General features: G+C 67.3%; 15 protein-coding genes and 1 riboswitch. Of the genes, 12 read left to right on the forward strand and 3 right to left on the reverse strand.

Annotated elements, in window-relative coordinates:
* Positions 1-21 precede the first annotated feature (21 nt).
* A complete protein-coding gene (locus QM470_RS10405) occupies positions 22-2,556 on the forward strand; it encodes a DUF349 domain-containing protein (RefSeq protein ID WP_283339210.1) in 2,535 nt (844 codons plus the stop codon).
* Between the two features lie 172 nt (positions 2,557-2,728).
* On the forward strand, positions 2,729-2,989 hold the full coding sequence (locus QM470_RS10410; RefSeq protein WP_283339211.1) for a hypothetical protein: 261 nt from the start codon (positions 2,729-2,731) through the stop codon (positions 2,987-2,989).
* 168 nt (positions 2,990-3,157) lie between these two features.
* On the opposite strand, the gene fnr is transcribed toward QM470_RS10410, so the two are convergent.
* Positions 3,158-3,880: a fumarate/nitrate reduction transcriptional regulator Fnr gene (fnr, locus tag QM470_RS10415; protein WP_280014112.1), complete on the reverse strand. Its 723-nt coding sequence runs from the start codon at positions 3,878-3,880 to the stop codon at positions 3,158-3,160.
* 207 nt (positions 3,881-4,087) lie between these two features.
* Between fnr and hemN the strand changes: the two genes are divergently transcribed.
* The 4 genes from hemN to QM470_RS10435 are packed head-to-tail and all read left to right on the forward strand — an operon-like array spanning position 4,088 to position 10,141.
* Entirely contained in the window at positions 4,088-5,470 is a 1,383-nt protein-coding gene (gene hemN / locus QM470_RS10420; protein ID WP_192335002.1) for an oxygen-independent coproporphyrinogen III oxidase, read from the forward strand.
* A gap of 3 nt (positions 5,471-5,473) precedes the next feature.
* Positions 5,474-6,202 carry a sulfite exporter TauE/SafE family protein gene (locus tag QM470_RS10425; protein WP_283339214.1) on the forward strand — a complete coding sequence of 243 codons (729 nt, stop codon included), beginning with the start codon at positions 5,474-5,476 and terminating at the stop codon, positions 6,200-6,202.
* 46 nt (positions 6,203-6,248) lie between these two features.
* The gene (locus QM470_RS10430) at positions 6,249-7,691 is read left to right on the forward strand and encodes a cyclic di-GMP phosphodiesterase (RefSeq protein ID WP_283339215.1); all 1,443 of its coding nucleotides are present in this window, start codon (positions 6,249-6,251) and stop codon (positions 7,689-7,691) included.
* Positions 7,688-10,141, forward strand: a complete 2,454-nt coding sequence (locus QM470_RS10435; protein ID WP_283339217.1) for a sensor domain-containing protein — start codon at positions 7,688-7,690, stop codon at positions 10,139-10,141. The genes QM470_RS10430 and QM470_RS10435 overlap by 4 nt, the downstream gene beginning before the upstream one ends.
* Before the next feature lie 300 nt (positions 10,142-10,441).
* Here QM470_RS10435 and QM470_RS10440 read toward each other — a convergent pair whose 3' ends face one another.
* Together QM470_RS10440 and QM470_RS10445 are read right to left on the reverse strand one after the other, a co-directional pair.
* A complete protein-coding gene (locus QM470_RS10440; protein ID WP_283339218.1) occupies positions 10,442-10,918 on the reverse strand; it encodes a cell division protein ZapA in 477 nt (158 codons plus the stop codon).
* Entirely contained in the window at positions 10,915-11,130 is a 216-nt protein-coding gene (locus tag QM470_RS10445; protein ID WP_066533865.1) for a hypothetical protein, read from the reverse strand. The genes QM470_RS10440 and QM470_RS10445 overlap by 4 nt, the downstream gene beginning before the upstream one ends.
* A 126-nt stretch (positions 11,131-11,256) precedes the next feature.
* A riboswitch (cobalamin riboswitch) is annotated at positions 11,257-11,497 on the forward strand.
* A gap of 68 nt (positions 11,498-11,565) precedes the next feature.
* On the opposite strand from QM470_RS10445, the gene QM470_RS10450 reads away from it, so the two are divergent.
* From QM470_RS10450 to QM470_RS10475, 6 genes are read left to right on the forward strand one after another with little or no spacing between them, the layout of a single operon-like run.
* Positions 11,566-13,440: a TonB-dependent receptor domain-containing protein gene (locus QM470_RS10450; RefSeq protein ID WP_283339219.1), complete on the forward strand. Its 1,875-nt coding sequence runs from the start codon at positions 11,566-11,568 to the stop codon at positions 13,438-13,440.
* A gap of 25 nt (positions 13,441-13,465) precedes the next feature.
* The gene (locus tag QM470_RS10455) at positions 13,466-14,875 is read left to right on the forward strand and encodes a cobyrinic acid a,c-diamide synthase CobB (RefSeq protein WP_283339220.1); all 1,410 of its coding nucleotides are present in this window, start codon (positions 13,466-13,468) and stop codon (positions 14,873-14,875) included.
* Positions 14,876-14,886: 11 nt separating this feature from the next.
* Positions 14,887-15,489 carry a bifunctional adenosylcobinamide kinase/adenosylcobinamide-phosphate guanylyltransferase gene (gene cobU / locus QM470_RS10460; RefSeq protein WP_283339221.1) on the forward strand — a complete coding sequence of 201 codons (603 nt, stop codon included), beginning with the start codon at positions 14,887-14,889 and terminating at the stop codon, positions 15,487-15,489.
* Positions 15,490-15,506: 17 nt separating this feature from the next.
* Positions 15,507-16,487, forward strand: coding sequence for an ABC transporter substrate-binding protein (locus QM470_RS10465; protein WP_283339222.1), 981 nt, complete (start codon positions 15,507-15,509; stop codon positions 16,485-16,487).
* The gene (locus QM470_RS10470; protein ID WP_083520285.1) at positions 16,487-17,536 is read left to right on the forward strand and encodes a FecCD family ABC transporter permease; all 1,050 of its coding nucleotides are present in this window, start codon (positions 16,487-16,489) and stop codon (positions 17,534-17,536) included. The genes QM470_RS10465 and QM470_RS10470 overlap by 1 nt, the downstream gene beginning before the upstream one ends.
* Positions 17,536-18,321, forward strand: coding sequence for an ABC transporter ATP-binding protein (locus tag QM470_RS10475; RefSeq protein ID WP_283339223.1), 786 nt, complete (start codon positions 17,536-17,538; stop codon positions 18,319-18,321). Before QM470_RS10470 ends, QM470_RS10475 begins: the two co-directional genes overlap by 1 nt.
* The last annotated feature ends 52 nt before the right edge of the window (positions 18,322-18,373 follow it).

Below are 18,373 nucleotides of genomic sequence, written 5' to 3' on the forward strand. Positions count from 1 at the left end.
AACTTTTTTTGAAGCAGAAAAATGTCTGAAGCCCCAGAAGTGAACCCGACCCCGGCCAAAACCCCCGAGGCCCACCCGCTGGATGCAGTGACTGGCGGTGCTTTTTCTGCAGAAACCTCGGGCGACCGTGCAGCCCGCCTGCGTGACTGGCTGGCCACATCGCCCGCCCACGATGTGCTGCAGGAAGTGTTCAAGGAAATGAATGCCCGCGACAAGGGCGCTGCCCGCGTTGTGCGCGAGCGCCTGGACGAGCTGCGCCGCGCCAAGGACCAGGACGCCATCGCCGTGGAATGGGTGGCCAAGGCCCAGGCCCTGCTGGCCCAGCCGGCGCTGAATCTGGCCGACGCCGCCGCCTGGCAGCGTGACGCCGCCAAGGCCGGCGCACCGTTGTCGCGCGAACCGCTGGCCGGTTTCAAGGCCCAGCTGGCCGAGCGCATCAAGGCCGCCGAAGACCTGCAGCACCGTGTGCAGGTGCAAAAGGAAGCGGCCGTGCTGCTGTCCCAGCGCATCGAAGTGCTGTCCACCAAGTCCTGGAAAGACGCCGCTGCCGTGCAGGAAGCGCTGAGCGCCGACGTGGCCCGCTGGCAGGAACAGGCCCAGGCGCTGACCGAAGACGCTGCCTGGCCCAGCCTGGACGCCCGCCTGGCCCAGCAGCTTACCAGCTCGCGCGACCAGCTGCGTGTGGTGTGGGATGCCTTTGTCTCGGCCCTGGCCGTGACCCAGGCGGCTGCCGACAACGCCGAAGCCGCGCTGCCTCCCGTGCCCGTGTGGGCCGATGAAATCCGCGTGGGCCGTGGTCTGCCGGCCGAGCTGGCCGCCGATGCACCGGCCGCCAAGCCGGCCAAGGGCGATGCCCCGGTCAAGGCTGCTGCCGTCGTGCTGCAGGCTGCCCAGGTGCTGCAGCACCTGGTGGGCACCGAAGAAGACAAGACCGCCGCCATCGCCGGTCTGCGCGCTGCACTGCGCCAGCATGGCCGCGCACTGGATGCCGAAGTGATCCAGCAGATGGATGCGCTGCTGGTGCAGGCCGGCGACGCCCGTGGCTGGAAGCCCCAGGCCGTGGATGCCGAACGGGAAGCCCTGATCGCCAAGGCCAAGGGCCTGGTGGATCGCCCCGAAGGCCAGACCCTGGGTGGCCGCAAGGTCCAGGAAACGCTGCGCCAGCTGCGCGAACAATGGAAGCTGCTGGACCAGGGCGCGGTGCCCAACCACGGTCTGTGGAAGCAGTTCGATGAGGCCTGCAACACCGCCTACAAGCTGGTCGAAGGCTGGCTGGACAAGCTGCGCACCGAATCGGCCCAGCACAAGGCGTCGCGCACCACGCTGATCGAGGAACTCCGTGCCTGGGGACAGTCCGTCAAGGACTCCAAGGACTGGAAGGGCATGGCCCGCAGCCTGCGCCAGTTTTCCGAACGCTGGCGCGAAGGCGGCCATGTGGGCGAGAAGCTGTATGCCGAGCTGCAACAGCAATGGCGCCAGGCCATCAACGAAGCCGAAGCTCCGCTGCAGCAGGCCCAGAAGGACAGCCTGCAGCGCCGCCAGGCCATGATCGAGGAAGCCCAGGCACTGGGCGCAGCCCCGGCGCTGCAGATCGCCGCCATCAAGGCGCTGCAGCAACGCTGGCAGGCCGAAGCCCAGGAAGTGCCGGTGGACCGCCGCCAGGAACAGAAGCTGTGGGATGCGTTCCGCAAGCCGCTGGACGAGGCCTTCAGCCGCAAGCCGGCCGAGCGTGGTGAGCGCGGCAGCCGTGCCGTCAATCTGGAATCGCTCAGCGCCCATGACCGTGCGGTGCTGGAAGCCTCGCAGCAGCTGGAAGCCGCCAACGCCGAAGGCGATGCGCAGAAGATCCGCGCCGCGCTGACCGCGCTGGAAGAAGCCCTGCGTGCCGCCCCTGCGGCCGAAGCCGCCCAGCCAGCTGCCGCGGCGGCACCGGCTGCGCCCGTGGCGACCGACCGCCCGGTGAAGGCCGTGCGTGGCGACGACCGCCCCGGCATGCGCAAGGAAGCCCCGGCTGCGGCGGCTGGTGGCCGCAAGCCCGGCCCCCGCCAGGATCGCGGTGACCGCGGTGACCGTTTCGAGCGCCCGGCCCGTGGCCCGCGCCTGGGCGATGCGGCTTTCCGCGCCCAGCGTGAAGCCCAGGAACACGCCCAGTCTGCGCTGCGCAAGCTGACGGCCCAGGCCCATGGCGAAGCCCTGACCCAGCTGATGGACGCCTGGTCCAAGCGCGATGCGGCCCTGGTGCCGCCCGCGCAGGAACTGGGCAAGCTGAGCAATGCTTCCCGCAACAGCTGGCATGCCGCCGTGGGCGCAGCCGCCAAGGGCGAAGCCGCCGAGTCGCTGCTGCGCCTGGAAATGGCTGCCGACGTGCCCACCCCGGCCGACCAGCTGTCCGCACGCCGTGCACTGCAGCTGCAGCTGCTGACCAACCGCAAGGCCACCGATCCCCGCACCACCTGGGAGCAGGATGTGGCGGCGGTGCTGGCTGCGGAGCGCAGCGACAGCGCGGCCCAGCGCCTGCAAAGCGCACTCAAGGCCTTGCTGCGCGGCAGCAAGTAAGCCGGGCGCCAGCGCAGGGCCTGCGGTACCTGCGCTGCAGCCACAGCAAGCCAGCCTACCGGCTGGCTTTTTTTATGCCTTTTTCAGGGTTTGTGGGGACGCTGCAGGCGGTGACGCGGCAGGCAGAGGCTCGCACAATGGGGCATCTGCCTGCCACAACAAGGAGAGACCCATGCTGTTGCGTCGCTGGATGTGGATTGCCTGGCCTGCCTTTCTGGCCGCCGGGGTGATGGAGATGCTGGTGTTTGCCGTGGTCGACCCGCTGGAAATGCAGTGGCTGTCGGCCTACGGCGAGGTGTCGCGCCTGGGCGTGTGCACGGTGGCCTTCTTCCTGTTCTGGGCCATCATCATGATGGCATCGGCCATGACCAGCCTGCTGGCCCTGTCCCCGCAGGAGCTCAATGCCCAGGAGCGCCGCGTTCCGTCGCTGTGAGCGGCCTCTGTGAAGTGGGGGAGGGAGCGGCCCCCCGCAGGGCTGTGCGGGCAGGCCCGCGCACTGCCGACGTGCAGGAATGCCGTGGTGCGGCAAGGCCGGGCACCATGAAAAAAGCCTCCGGAAGGAGGCGGGGGTGCTGGAGCCGCGCCGCGGTGGCGGCTGCTCTCACTCGCAGGCGTGCTGGCTGTTGACGATGCGCTTGAGGCCTTCGGTGTCCAGGATGCGCACATGGCGCTGCTTCACTTCGACCAGGCCTTCCTCGACAAACTTCGAGAAGGTGCGGCTGACCGTTTCCAGCTTCAGGCCCAGGTAGCTGCCGATCTCTTCACGCGTCATGCGCAGCACCAGCTCGGAAGACGAGAAGCCCCGGGTGTGCAGGCGCTGCACCAGGTTCAGCACAAAGGCGGCCAGGCGCTCTTCGGCACGCATGCTGCCCAGCAGCAGCATCACGCCGTGTTCGCGCACGATCTCGCGGCTCATCACCTTGTGCACATGCGACTGCAGGGCCGTCACTTCGCGCGACAGCTCTTCCAGGCGGTCGAACGGCATGACGCAGACTTCGGCGTCTTCCAGGGCTACGGCATCACAGGTGTGGTGGTCGTGCACGATGCCGTCCAAGCCGATGATCTCGCCCGCCATCTGGAAGCCCGTCACCTGGTCACGGCCGTCTTCCGTGGCCACGCAGGTTTTGAAGAAACCGGTGCGGATGGCATAGAGCGCAGTAAATGCCTCGCCATTGCGGAACAAGGTGCTGCCCCGTTTGATTTTGCGGCGTGTGGCCACAATATCGTCAATACGGTGCAACTGCTGCTCATTCAAGCCTGTGGGCATGCACAGTTCACGCAGATTGCAGTTGGAGCAGGTGACTTTGATAGGGGGTGGTGTCATGGCACTGACGCCTTGGGCTCCCGCTGAACGGGCCATTGGACGTAACGCTGAAAGGTTATCGGGCTGGGAGGCGAGAGAGGGGGTGCTCAGTTGTGCGAATGATGTGAGTCAATTGTCTCAGGTATGGTATTTGAATGTCTTGATATGCATCAAGGCTAATTTCCCCGGGCTGCGGCACAGTGCCGTACAGCACCTAAGGAATATTCAATGACAGCAGTAACGCCGGAGCTTTTGCGTCGGTACGACGTGCCTGGGCCCCGTTATACCTCTTATCCCACCGCTGATCGCTTTATTGAAGCATTTGGTCAGGATGATTATGTGTTGGCGCTGGAACAGCGCAAGCACCATTCTGCGGCCAAGGCGCTTCCCATGTCACTGTATGTGCATGTGCCTTTCTGTGAGGCCCTGTGCTACTACTGCGCGTGCAACAAGATCATCACCAAGCACCATGAACGCGCGCAGACCTATCTGCAGTACCTGGAAAAAGAGGTGGCTCTGCAGGTGGCGCATTGTGGCAAGGGACAGGCGGTCAGCCAGCTGCACCTGGGCGGCGGCTCTCCCACCTTCCTGTCCGATGCCGAGCTGACCCAGCTGATGGATATGCTGCGCGCCAACTTCAGTTTTGAAGCGGTGGGCGAATATTCCATCGAGGTCGATCCCCGCACCGTCACCCGCGAACGCCTGGCCCATCTGGCGCAGCTGGGCTTCAACCGCCTGAGCTTCGGGGTGCAGGATTTCGACCCCGATGTGCAAAAGGCGGTGCACCGCGAGCAGCCGGCCGAGCAGGTCTTCGATCTGGTGCAGGCGGCGCGCGAGCTGGGCTTTCACTCGGTCAATGTGGACCTGATCTATGGCCTGCCCAAGCAGACCGCTGCATCGTTCCAGCGTACCCTGGAGCAGGTGTGCCAGCTGCGGCCGGACCGGATCGCGCTGTATGCCTATGCGCATCTGCCGGAACGCTTCAAGCCCCAGCGCCGCATTGCGCAGGAAGACCTGCCGGAGGCTTCGGACAAGCTGTCCATGCTCTCGGGCTCCATCGATGCCTTCATGCAGGCTGGCTATGTCTATGTGGGCATGGACCACTTCGCACTGCCGGAAGATGCGCTGGCCATTGCCAAGCGGCAAGGACGGCTGCACCGCAACTTCCAGGGCTACAGCACGCAGCCGGACTGCGACCTGATTGCCCTGGGGGTGTCCGCCATCGGCCGCGTGGGTGCCACCTACAGCCAGAACGCCAAGACCCTGGAAGAGTATTACGACTTCCTCGACCAGGGTCGGCTGCCCGTGGTGCGGGGCCTGGCGCTGGGGCGCGACGACCTGGTGCGGCGCGCCGTCATCATGTCGCTGATGTGCCAGGGCGAAGTGCTGTTCGAGCCCATGAGCCAGTCCTGGCTGCTGGACTTCCAGCGCTACTTCGCGGCCGAGCTGGAGATGCTGGCCCAGCAGCAGGAGCAGGGCCTGGTGGTGATCGACGACGACGGCATCAAGGTCACGCCCATGGGCTGGTTCTTTGTGCGCGGCGTGGCCATGACGTTTGACCGGCATTTGCAGGCCGGCAAGAACCGGGCGCGCTTTTCCAGGATCATCTAGCCCATGTGGCTGTCGTTGCTTGGAACCGCTTTCTTCATGGGGCTCGTGGGTGGGCCCCATTGTCTTGCGATGTGCGCCGCACCCTGTGCGGCCATCGTCTCGCCGCTGCGCAGCGGGGGGCGGGTGGTGTCCATCCAGCCTGAAGGGGCTTCGGCGCAGCCGCCAGAGGCGGCCAATGCTGGGCGCTGGCTGGGCTTTCACGCTGGTCGCCTGATGGGCTATGCCGCGCTGGGCGGCGTGGCGGCCTATGCCATGGAGACGGTGGCCTGGTTCTCCGACCGCACCTCCGCCCTGCATCCGCTGTGGGTGCTGCTGCACCTGGCGGCATTGGCGTGGGGCCTGATGCTGCTGCTTCAGGCCCGCCAGCCCCAATGGGTGGAGTCCGGCGGGCGCAAGCTGTGGAGCAAGGTGCAGCACGGTGTGCGCGGGCCGGGGGGAACCTGGGTGGCCGGCAGCCTGTGGGCTTTTCTGCCGTGTGGCCTGCTGTACTCCGCCGTCATGGTGGCGGCCCTGGCTGGCGGCGTGTGGCAGGGCGCTGCATCCATGGTGGCGTTCGGTGTGGGCGGGGGCCTGTGGCTGGCCCTGGGCCCGTGGCTGTGGCAGCGCATCAGCCGCCTGCAGCAGTGGCGCGAAGCCTGGGGGCTGCGCACCGCCGGCGCGCTGCTGGCCGGTGTCTCGCTGTGGGCCCTGTGGATGGACATGGTGCATGTGCCATCACAGTGGTGCCGCTAGGGCTGACATGGAGCGGTAACGCGGCACAATACGCTGTAGCTTTTTAATGCACAGCGGCGCCGCTTGCGCAACCCCTTTATGTAAGTACTTATTTGTCGCATGCAGTCGTCATAATGGGCGGTTTGGATCGACTGGCTTGCTGGCGTGCTGCAGCCCAAACAACGTGACGCACTCCCTTTTAATTGACGTTCGGGACATCTGCATAGGTATGTATGTCCAATTGGACATTGGCTGGTTGCGCCATCCATTTCCAGTGAGCAGCTTTCGAGTGAACAGCCAGGAACAGATTGACGTGCTGCAATCGCTGGGTTTGGACGAGATTCGTTGCATTCCTGCAAAATCTGATCCCAGTGTTTTGACTTTTTTACCTCCACTTACAAATGAAGAGGGGGAGGCGCCCGCAGCTGATGGCACGCCGCCACAGCCGGCACGGCCTGCCACCATCGGCTCGTCGGGGCTGCACATCCCGACGCTGGCGGCACGCGATGTGCCGGCTATGGCGTCGAGCGAAGTGGCCGCACTCAAGACCTGCGACCAGCGCTTTTCTGCCGCCACCCACAGCTACCGCGAAGTCGTGTCACGGCTGGTCAACGACCCGCAGGACGCCATGCGCGCCAGCTCCAGCCTGGTGGCCGGGTATATCGCGGAGCTGCTGGATGCCTCGCAGACGGCCATCCGGCTGCTGTCCGAGAGCGTGGGCGAACAGCAGGGCGCCCACCCCATCAATGTCACCGTGCTTTCGCTGCTACTGGGCAAGTCCCATGGGCTCAATTCGGCGCGGCTGATGGACCTGGGCCTGGCCGCCTTGCTGCACGATGTGGGCAAAAGAGACATCGACCCCCGCTGCACCGAATTGCTGCCCAGCTTCACGCCGGAGCAAAAAGCCGCGTACGAAGACCATGTGGGGGCTTCTGTGGCCTACGGCCAGCGCATGGGCCTGTCGCCCACGGCTCTGACGGCGATTGCGCAGCACCACGAGGCGACGGACGGCACGGGCTTTCCGCTGCACCTGGTGGAGGAAGACCTGTCCATCGAAGGCCAGATCCTGGCGCTGACCAACTGCTACGACAAGCTGTGCAATCCGCTGGCGCATGCGGTGGCCCTGACCCCGCACGAAGCGCTGTCGGACCTGTTCGGCCGCCGCCGCGGCGGCTTCACGCGCGAGCTGGTCGAACTCTTTGTGCGCGTGATGGGGGTCTACCCTCCGGGCTCGGTGGTGCAGCTGAGCGATGAACGGTATGGCCTGGTGGCCTCCGTGCGCAGCGACCAGCCGCTGAAACCTGCGGTGCTGCTCTACAACCCGGACGTGGACCGGGCCAAGGCCGAGCCTGTGGAGCTGTCGGAGCTGCGCGGCGTGGTCATCAAGCGCAGCCTGCGCCCTGCGCAGCTGCCGCGCGAGGTGTTGGACTATCTGTCGCCGCGCCAGCGCGTGTGCTACTTCTTCGAGCGCGCCGTGCCGCTGATGTCTGCCGTGGGAGGGGAAGCATGAACCAGTCCACCCATTTGCAGGCATGGTGCCAGGCGTTTGAGTGGATGACGGAGGCGGTGTGGTTGGTGGACCCCCACAGCCTGACCGTGGCGTATTCCAATTCGGCGGCGCAGCGTCTGGTGGGCCTGACGGGCTCGCGCCTGCAAGGCTGCCACGTGCGCGATCTGGCGGCGGCGCCGCAGGACATGTACCGCTGGAACGATGCCGCGGAAGTCAGCTGGGGGCAGGTCACCCACACCCAGGTACTGCATGCCAGCGGCCGGGCCATCCCGGTAGAGCAGCGCATCCGTGAAGTCGAAGACCCCGAGGGCGGGAACTGGCTGCTGTGGACCTTGCTGGACCGCAGCGAGCAGGAACACAACGAGCGCGAGCTGGAGAGCCTGCTGGCCGAGCTGCGCGCCACCCTGGACTCGGCCGCCGATGGCGTGCTGGTGTGCTCGGCCGATGGTGCGATCCGCGCCTTCAACCAGAAGCTGGCCGATATCTGGGTCATGCCGGCTGCGCTGCTGCTGCAGCGCAATGATGCGGCCATCATGGCCTGGATGCGGGACCAGGTGCTGTCGCCTGCACAGTACGACCAGCAACTGCAGGCGCTGGGCCAGGACCCCCTGGTGCACACCGCCGATATCCTGAATCTGGCGGACCGGCGCGTGGTGGAACGCCGCTCGGTTCCGCTGCTGCGCCACGGCATGGCTGTGGGGCGCATTTTTTCGTTCCGCGACATCTCCAGGGAGATGGAAGTCCAAAGCGGCCTGCGGGTGGCCGCGCAGGTGTTCGAGAGCAGCCTGGACGCCATCTTCATTGCCGATGCGCAGGGTGCCGTCCTCCAGACCAACCCGGCCTGCGACGGCATGCTGGGTGCCCCCCTGTCCCCCGGTGCGCAGGCCAGTGCGCTGTTTGCGCAGACCGAGCCGGAATGGCTGGACGCGGTGGCGCAGGCGTGGAAAGAGGTCGGCCACTGGGAAGGTAACCGCCAGCTGCAGCGCGTGGACGGCAGCCTGTGTGCCGTGCGCCTGTCCTGGGTGGTCTCGCGCGACGAGCGCGGGCAGGTGCAGCAAAGTGTGGGCTTCATCCGGGACCTGACCCAGCAGCAGGCGGCGCAGCAGAAGATCGAACAACTGGCCTTCAGCGATGCGCTGACCGGCCTGCCCAACCGCCTGATGCTCGGCCAGCATGTGGAGCAGGCCATCACCCAGGATACGCAGGCCGAGTTCGCCATCCTGTTCCTGGACCTGGACCGCTTCAAGATCATCAACGACTCCCTGGGTCACCAGTTCGGCGACCGGGTGCTGCAGCTGGTGGCGCAGCGCCTGCAGTCCTGTCTGCGGCCGCTGGATGTGCTGTGCCGCCTGGGTGGAGACGAATTCGTCCTTTACCTGCATGCGTGCCAGAAGCAGCATTCCGAGCGGATTGCCCGGCGCATCCAGGATGCAATGCGCGAGCCGTTCGTGCTGGACGGTCTGGGCTTTTCGGTGCAATGCAGCATTGGCATGGCCCAGTACCCTGAGCACGGGCGCACGCTCAACGAACTGATCAAGCAGGCCGACACCGCCATGTACCGGGTCAAGGCCAGTGGCAAGGGTAGCTTCGGCTTCTACGAGCCGGCCATGTCCAACGGGCTGCTGGGCCGGGTGCAGATGGAGCACGCGCTGCGGCAGGCGCTGGACCGTGATGCCCTGCGCGTGGTCTACCAGCCCCAGGTCGAAATGCACACCGGTAGCATCGTCGGTTGCGAGGCGCTGCTGCGCTGGACGGATGCACGCCTGGGCGTGGTCTCGCCCGGGGTGTTCATTCCGCTGGCCGAGGAGTCCGGCTACATCGTCAAGCTCGGCGCCTGGGTGCTGGAGCAGGCGGTCAAGGAAGCAGTGCGCTGGGTCAAGCAGGGCCTGGGCGTGAAGGTGTCGGTCAACGTCTCTTCGCTGGAGCTGCACCAGCCCGACTATGCGGCGCGCGTGGCCTCGCTGCTCAGTGCCTATGGCCTGCCGGCATGCTGGCTGGAGCTGGAACTCACCGAGTCTGCCCTGCTGCAGAAGGAGCCGGTCATCGTGCACTGCATCGAACAGCTCGCGGACCTGGGTGTGCAGCTGGTGATCGACGACTTCGGTACCGGTTATTCCAACCTGGCCTACCTCAAGCGCATGCCAATTTCCAAGCTCAAGGTCGACCAGTCCTTTGTGCGTGGTCTGCCGCAGGACATGAGCGACAAGGCCATTGTGGAGGCGGTCATCGGCCTGGGCCGCGCGCTCGATGTGGAGATCGTCGCCGAGGGCGTGGAAACCGCCGCGCAGCGTGAAACGCTGATGCGCATGGGCTGCGGCTTCTACCAGGGATTTCTGTGTGCCCCGGGGGTCGAGGCGGCTACCTTCCAGGCCATGCTGCGCGCCCAGGCGGCAGGCCTGGAAGCAGGAAGTCTGGGGGGCGGAGTGCCGGGAGAAGACCGGCCGGTGTAGCGGCCTTGGCCGCCGGGATGAGGGTGGGGGGTGTCTGCAAAAACCACCGCGCCGTCATCCTGAACCGGGGGTTCAGGTGGGCGAGGGCAACCAGACGTTGGGTTCGTCTAACGCGAGACGATCACGCTTGCCTGGCAATGTACCAAGCCCGTGCTCAGGGAGCATTGGTTCAAGGCAATATAAAGCACGGCAGATTTGCAGACGCCTTTATTTTAGCGCGTGCCCGGCGGCTTGTGGTGGACCGGATGGAGAAAAGGGGGATTTGCGCGGCAGCAGCTTTTCGGCGCTGCCGCAAGGCCTCTACAGCAGCTTGCTGTCGACTTCCAGCGCCGCTTCCAGGCGTTCGATCAGCGCCTGAGCCTGCTGCAGCTCGTGCTCGCGCAGCACCAGCAGCTCATGCAGCTGCGCGGCCAGTACCTGGGCTTCTTCCTGTGCCTGCTGCGCTTGCTGCAGGGTGTCGTCCCGCGGTGTGTCTTCCAGCGGAGCAGCGGGCAGTGCGTCGGCTGCAGGGGCCGCGGGTGCCAAGCCGTTTTCCAGCGTCAGCTCCAGCTCTTGCTCCAGTTCCTGCACGCGGGTGTACAGCGATGCACTCTCGAACGCCAGATTGACGGCGGCCAGCACCCCCACGCGTTCGCGGGCGCGCACCTTGCCGGTGTTGCGGATGCGTTCCATGTCCGCATCCACCCGCTGCACGGCGGCCAGCAGCATGTCTTCCTGGCCCTCGGGGCAGGTCAACACATAGTCTTGCTGGAGGATGCGCGCTTCGATCTGGCTCATGGTGCCTCTTGGTTGGCGGGCAGGCGCTCAATCAGTGCGTCCACCCGTGCACGTGCCGCCTGCAGGCGCGAGCGCAGGGAATCGCGCTCCTGTGTGAGCGCGGCCACCTGCTCGGCCAGCAGGGCATTGGTGCGCTGAAGCTCGGCGTGGCGCAGCAGCAGGCGATCAACACGCTCTGCCAGCGGCTCGATCATGGAAGGCTGCGAGGTCATGGACATAGAGGGTAGCAATTGTAGGCGTGCCTAAATGTAAGCAGGTGAAATAAGGCCGAATCAGCCTGCATATGACGCTGGAAAACACCGGTGCACAGCAGTTTTTCTACGAACGGCACGACTGAAACTAAAATCGCGGCTGTTGGTGCTCGCAGCGCGGTTCACGCGCAGCAGTTCAACGGGAAGCAGGACGGCCTCGTTTTTTTCAGAACCCGCCCAGCCTGCGCTGCCCCCGCAACGGTGAGTCCCTGGTGCATGCCATGCACCCCCGCCATCTGATACCGCCACTGGATGCCTTGAACAAGCGTCTGGGAAGGCGATGGTGTGGAGGACCAGCCCGGATACCGGCCAACACTGGTGTGCCCGCTCGAGCGGGCATGGTTTTGCCCATCACTGGCGGGGAGGCTGGTACGGGCGACTAGGTGTTTTTTTCTCATGTTTTCGAATGTTTTGAAGGCCGGTGCCGTGGCGCCCGCCTTGCCGTGGTCTGCCGTGTCGGCAGCCATGTTGTGCGCGGTGGCGGCCGCTGCCCAGGCCCAGGAGAGCCCCTCTGCACGCGCCACGCTGGAGGAGACCGTGGTGTCCGCCACGCGCAGCGAGCAGCGCCTGTCGGACGTGATTGCGGACATGACGGTCATCGACCGCGACCAGCTGGACCAGCAGGCCGGCCGGTCGCTGGAAGACGTGATGGCCAAGCTGCCCGGCGTGCAGATCACCCGCAACGGCGGCCCCGGCACCGAAACCGGTCTCTACCTGCGCGGCGCCAGCAAGCAGCACACGGCGGTCTATATCGACGGCATCCGTGTCGATGTGCAGAACGGCTCCGGCGGTGCGCAGTGGGAATCCCTGCCGGTGGACCTGATCGAGCGCATCGAAGTGCTGCGCGGCCCGGCAGGTGCGGTCTATGGCTCGGACGCGCTGGCGGGCGTGGTGCAGGTGTTCACCAAGCGCGGAACCGCCGGCGTGCAGCCCTTTGTGGGCCTGGGGGCCGGCGAGTACGGCAGCCGCAAGGCCGAGGCTGGCATCAGCGGCGCCCAGGGCATGGTGGATTACGCGCTGGGCCTGTCCTATGCCGAAAGCCATGGCTTCGACTCCAAGAACCGCGGTGTGCACAACGAAGACCGCGATGGCTACACACGCAAATCGGCCAACGCCCGCGTGGGGCTGCAACTGAACGCCGACCAGCGCCTGGAGCTGACGGCCCTGACCAGCCGCACCAATGCCGGGTATGACGCCAGCAAATCGGTCAAGGACGACCGCGGCCTGCGCGCGCTGGATGCCTATGGCCTGAGCTGGACCGCCCAGTGGACGGAGCGCTTTCGCACGCGCCTGTCCGTCAGCGAATCCACCAACCGCTACGAGACCTCGGGCACCAGCACCTACGAAGCCGAAACCCGGCTGCGCACCATGCTGCTGCAGAACGAGTGGCTGCTGGGCCCGGGCACCTTGAGCCTGGCGCTGGAGCGGCGCGAAGACACGCTGGAAAACACCGGCCTGAAAAATACCAGCCACAGGGACCGCGACCAGACCGGCGTGGCCATCGGCTACGGCGCCAAGTTCGGTACCCACAGCGTGCAGCTGAATGCCCGCAGCGACGAGGACAGCGACTTCGGCCGCAAGAACACCGGCGGCATCGGCTACGCCTGGGCATTTGCGCCCCAGTTGCGCGCCACCGCCTCCACCTCGACCGGCTTTCGCGTGCCCAGCCTGTACCAGCGCTTTTCGGACTATGGCGATCCGGCCCTGGCACCCGAAGAAAGCCTGAACAAGGAAATCGGTCTGCGCTGGGCCGACCAGGGCAACCACCTGGGGGTGACGCTGTACCGCAACAAGCTGCAGAACCTGGTGTCCTATGAAAAAGGCCTGGGCAGCTGCGGCAAGACGTCCTGCTATGTGAACGTGGAGCGTGCGCAGCTGCAGGGCATCACCCTGACCGGTGCCTACCGCACCGGCCGGCTCAAGTGGTATGGCTCCGTGGATTTCCAGAACCCCACGAACGAGGCCACCGGCAAGCTGCTGGAGCGCCGCTCGCGCCGCTTTGCCACCCTGGGGGTGGATGCCGCCGTGCACGGGTGGACACTGGGCGGGGAAATGCAGGCGGCCAGCCGCCGCTACAACGCCAAGGACGAGCAGGTCATGAGCCTGGGTGGCTACACCCTGTTCAACCTGTCGGCCTCCACGCAGGTGGCCAGGGACCTGACCCTGACCGCACGCATCGACAACCTGATGGACCGGGCCTATACCTTGGCCCAGGATTACGCCACGCCGGGCCGCACCTTCTGGGTGGGCCTGAAATGGCTGCCCCGTTGACCGCCGGGGCCGCCGGAAAGCATGCATGTTGACTGATACTTCCGCCCAAGCTGCGCGCCGCTGCGTGGCCGTGTTGGTGGCGGCCCCGGCATCGGGCCAGGGCAAGACCACCGTGACCGCCGCGCTGGCGCGCTGGCACACCCGCCAGGGGCGCACGGTGCGCGTGTTCAAGTGCGGCCCGGATTTTCTGGACCCCTACTGGCACCAACTGGCCAGCGGTGCACCGGTGCACAACCTGGACGGCTGGATGGTGGGCATGGACGAGGTCCGGGCCCGCCTGCATGCCGCCGCCGGTGAGGCCGATGTCATCCTGATCGAAGGGGTGATGGGCCTGTTTGACGGCAGCCCGACTGCCGCCGATCTGGCCCAGCAACTGGGCGTGCCCGTGCTGCTGGTGGTGGATGCGGGCGCGATGGCCGGCTCGTTTGGCGCCCTGGTGCTGGGCATGCGGCAGTACCAGCCGGAGGTGCCGTGGGCCGGGGTGCTGGCCAACCGCGTGGCCACCGGCATGCATGCGCAGATGCTGCAGACCAGCCTGCGTGAACCCGATCTGTGGCTGGGCGCGCTGGCGCGCATCGGCCAGGGCAGGGATGCACAGCTGCTGCCGGAGCGCCACCTGGGCCTGGTGGCCGCGCACGAGCTGCCCGATGCCATGGCACGGCTGAACGCCGCCGCCGACCAGCTGGCCGACACCCCGCTGGGCCAGATGGACTGGGCCGCCTGGCAGCGCTGGAGCGTGGAATTCCCCGCAGCAGCAGCGGCCCAACCGCCGGCCGGACAGCAGGCGCTGCAGCCCTGGCTGCAGGGGCGCACGGTGGCCGTGGCCAGCGATGCGGCCTTCAGCTTCATCTACCCGGCCAACCTGGACTGCCTGCAGGCCATAGGGGCCAATCTGGCATTTTTCTCGCCCCTGGCTGGCGAAGGCCTGCCGCCCTGCGATGCCCTGTGGCTGCCCGGCGGCTATCCGGAACTGCATGCCGGCAAGCTGGCGGCCAACACCGGGCTACAGGCCGATTTGCGTGCCCACGTGGCGGCGGGCAAGGCGGTGTGGGCCGAGTGCGGCGGCATGCTGGCCCTGGGCCAGCAGATCACCGATGCGCAAGGCCAGTCCCAGCCGCTGTGGGACATCCTGCCGGGCACGGCGCAGATGCAGACCCGGCTCGCCGGTCTGGGCATGCAGCAATGCCAGCTGCAAGGCAGCGTGCTGCGCGGCCACACCTTCCACTACTCGCGCTTTGACTGCAGTGCGCCGGAGGTCGGGCGTACCAGCCGTGCACGCCAGCCGGTGGAGCCCGGCAAGGGCGAGGCGGTCTACCGCCAGGGCAGCGTGCACGCCAGCTACTTCCACGCCTGGTTCCCTTCGCACCCGCGTGCGGTGGCCGCCTTGCTGGGGGCCGAGCCGGTGTGCTGGGGCGGGCCGGCAGAGCTTTCATAATCCACGCCACCATGAGCGATTCCCTTTCTTCCCCCGTGGCCTGGCAGGAACTCATCCTGGGCGGCCAGAAAAGCGGCAAGACCCGCCGTGCAGAACAGGCTGCGCGTGACTGGCTGGATGCCGCCCCCGGGCGCAGCGCCACCTACCTGGCCACCGGCCAGGCCTGGGACGACGAGATGCGCGCCCGCATTGCCCGCCACCAGGTGGACCGGGCTGCGCGCGTGCCGGGCATGCAGACGGTGGAAGCGCCGCTGCAGCTGGCCCAGGCCCTGCAGGCCCACAGCAACCCCCAAACGCTGGTGGTGGTGGACTGCCTGACCATGTGGCTGACCAACTGGATGATGCCGATGGAGGCCGCCGCTTCCTCCACGTTCTCCACGTCCGCGGAGCCATCGCCGGACTGGGGCGCACAGCGCAGCCGGTTGCTGCAGGTGCTGGTGCACTGCCCCGGCCCGGTGGTGCTGGTGGGCAACGAAATCGGTCTGGGCGTGATCCCCATGGGGCGCGAGGTGCGCGCCTTTGTCGATGCGCTCGGGGTGTTGAACCAGGACGTGGCCGCCGCATGCAGCCGTGTGACCTTGATGGCAGCGGGTTTGCCGCTGCAGCTGAAATGACCGGGATGGCTTCTTCCATGGCACTGCCGCGTACTGTGGCCCAGGGGCTGCGTCACCGTGCTGCGGCCATCGCCTGCCTGGTCCTGTGGGCGGCGCTGCCGTCCATGCCCGTGCAGGCCGCCGCCGTGCCGCCGCCGCTGGCGGAAAGTGCGCGCCTGGCGCCACAGCCCATCACCGACGACCGGGGCAAGACCGTGCAGCTGGCCAAGCCGCCGCAGCGCATCGTCAGCCTGCTGCCCTCGCTGACCGAAAGCACCTGCGCGCTGGGCCTGTGCGACCGGCTGGTGGGCGTGGACCGCTACTCGGACTGGCCGGCCGCGGTGCAGAAGCTGCCCGTGGTGGGCGGCGGGCTGGACCCCAGCGTGGAATCCATTGTCGCCCTCAAGCCCGACCTGGTGCTGCTGTCCAATGCTTCCAAGGTGGCAGAGCGTCTGGAGTCGCTGGGCATCAAGGTCGCCGCGCTGGAAGTGAAATCGCAGGCCGGCGTGCACAAGGTGCTGGACAAGCTCGGCCGGCTGCTGGGCGTGCCCCAGGCCCAGGGGGCCGACCGGGTCTGGCGCGAACTGCAGACCGGCGTGGCCGATATCGCCCGGCAGATGCCGGACAGCGCCAAGCAGGTGCGTGTGTACTTTGAGGTGAGCCGCGGCCCGTATGCGGCAGGACCCCAGTCCTTCATCGGTGAAACGCTGACCCAGCTGGGCGTGCGCAATGTCGTGCCGGCCGATCTGGGGCCGTTCCCGCGCCTGAGCCCCGAATTCCTGCTGCGCGCCCAGCCCGATGTGATCATGCTGGGCAACCGCAGCATGCAGGTGGCCACCAGCTACCCCGGCTGGAACAGCCTCAAGGCCGTGCGCGGCAACCAGGTGTGCACGTTCAGCGAACAGGAATCCAATGTCATCGTGCGCCCCGGCCCGCGCATGGCCGAAGCGGCGCAGCTGATTGTGCGCTGCCTGATCGACAAGGCGCCCAAAGCGCCGCCCTCGGGGGTGAACCGCTGATGGTGCAGCCTCTGCCGTCTTCTTCCGCGCACCGGCACGCCCATGCCCCGGGCCAGCGCCGCAGCACCGTGCTGGCCCTGGTGCTGCTGGCGCTGACCGTCGTCCTGCTGATGGGGGGCGCCAGCGTGGGCAGCACCGGCTGGGAAAGCGTGCTGCGCATGCGGGACGACCCCGTGTCGTGGCAGATCGTGGTGGACATCCGCCTGCCGCGCTCCCTGGGGGCGTGGCTGGCCGGCGCATTGCTGGGCCTGGCCGGCGCGGTGGCGCAAGGGCTGTTCCGCAATCCGCTGGCCGACCCCTACCTGTTGGGCAGCGCCTCCGGTGCTTCGCTGGGCAGCGCCGTGGGTCTGGTGCTGATGGGCTCGTCGGTGACCAGCCTGAACCTGCTGTACCGCCTGGGCATGACCGGCATGGCCTTTGTCGGCGCCGCCTGCGCCGTGGCGCTGACCGTGGTGCTGGCGCGCAATGTGCAGAACACGCTGCGCCTGCTGCTGGCCGGCGTGATCGTGGGCGTGGTGCTGGGCGCCGTGCGCGATCTGCTGGAGCTGCGCCACCCCGACATCCTGCAGGCCATGCAGGCCTTCACCCTGGGGACCTCCGCCTTTGTGGGCTGGGAGGGCTGTGTGCTGATGGCCGCGGTGCTGCTGGTGTGCGGCCTGGCCACCTGGGCCTGCGCCCGCGTGCTGGATGGGTTGACCCTGGGCGAGGCCACGGCCGCCAGCCTGGGCCTGCCGCTGGCGCAGCTGCGCTATGGCCTGGTCGCCGTGCTGGCCCTGGCCACCGGGACCTCGGTGGCCCAGACCGGTCTGATTGCCTTTGTGGGCCTGGCGGCCCCGCACCTGGTGCGCAGCCTGGTGCGCGTGGGCCATGGCCGCAGCACCTTGCTGGCCGCCGCCATGGGGGGCGTGCTGCTGCTGGCGGCCGACATCCTGGCGCGCTGGCTGGTGGCGCCGCAGGAGCTGCCCGTGGGCGTGCTCACCGCGGCCCTGGGCGGCAGCTATCTGCTGTGGCGCATGCACCGCAGCACGCGGGCAGGGGGGGCAATGTGATGCCGTTCCAGTCGCCGAACCTGGCCCTCAGTGCGCACCGGATCCACGCCAGCGTGCACGCCCAACCCATTCTGCGGGACCTGTCCGTGGACTTCACCCAGGGGCGCTGGACCAGCATCGTCGGCCCCAACGGCGCCGGCAAGTCCAGCCTGCTGAAGGTGCTCAGCGGCCTGTGGCCCGCGCACAGCCTGCAGGGCCAGGTGGCGCTGCAGGGCCGGCCGCTGCACAGCTGGCCGCGCCGGCAGCGCGCCCAGACCCTGGCCTGGCTGGGCCAGGGCGAGGTGGTCACCGAAGACCTGACCGTGCTGGACGTGGCCCTGCTGGGCCGCCTGCCGCACCAGTCCTGGCTGGCCGCGCCCAACAGCGCGGACCACGCGATCGTGGAGCGCTGCCTGCGCCAGACCCAGGCCTGGGAATGGCGCCACCGTCCGGTGGCCGAACTCTCGGGCGGCGAGCGCCAGCGGGTGCTGCTGGCCCGGGCCATGGCCGTGCAGGCCAGCGTGCTGCTGATGGATGAGCCGCTGGCCAATCTGGACCCGCCGCACCAGACCGACTGGATGCACGCCGTGCGCGCCCTGGTGGCGCAGGGCACCACGGTGGTCAGCGTGCTGCACGAGCTGTCGTTTGCCTTGCTGGCCGATGAAATGGTGGTGATGGAGGCAGGGCAGGTGGTGCACCACGGCGCCTGCCAGGCCCCCGAGACCCACGCGGCACTGGAAGCCGTGTTCGACCACCGCATCCGCATCTGCCAGGTGGAAGACCTGTGGATGGCGCTGCCGCGCTGATGGACGCACCGATTTTTTAACCTGCATTGCCCGCAATGCCCCTTGGAAGGAG

The organism is Comamonas sp. 17RB, assembly GCF_030056555.1.
GTDB classification, from domain to species: domain Bacteria; phylum Pseudomonadota; class Gammaproteobacteria; order Burkholderiales; family Burkholderiaceae_C; genus Comamonas; species Comamonas terrigena.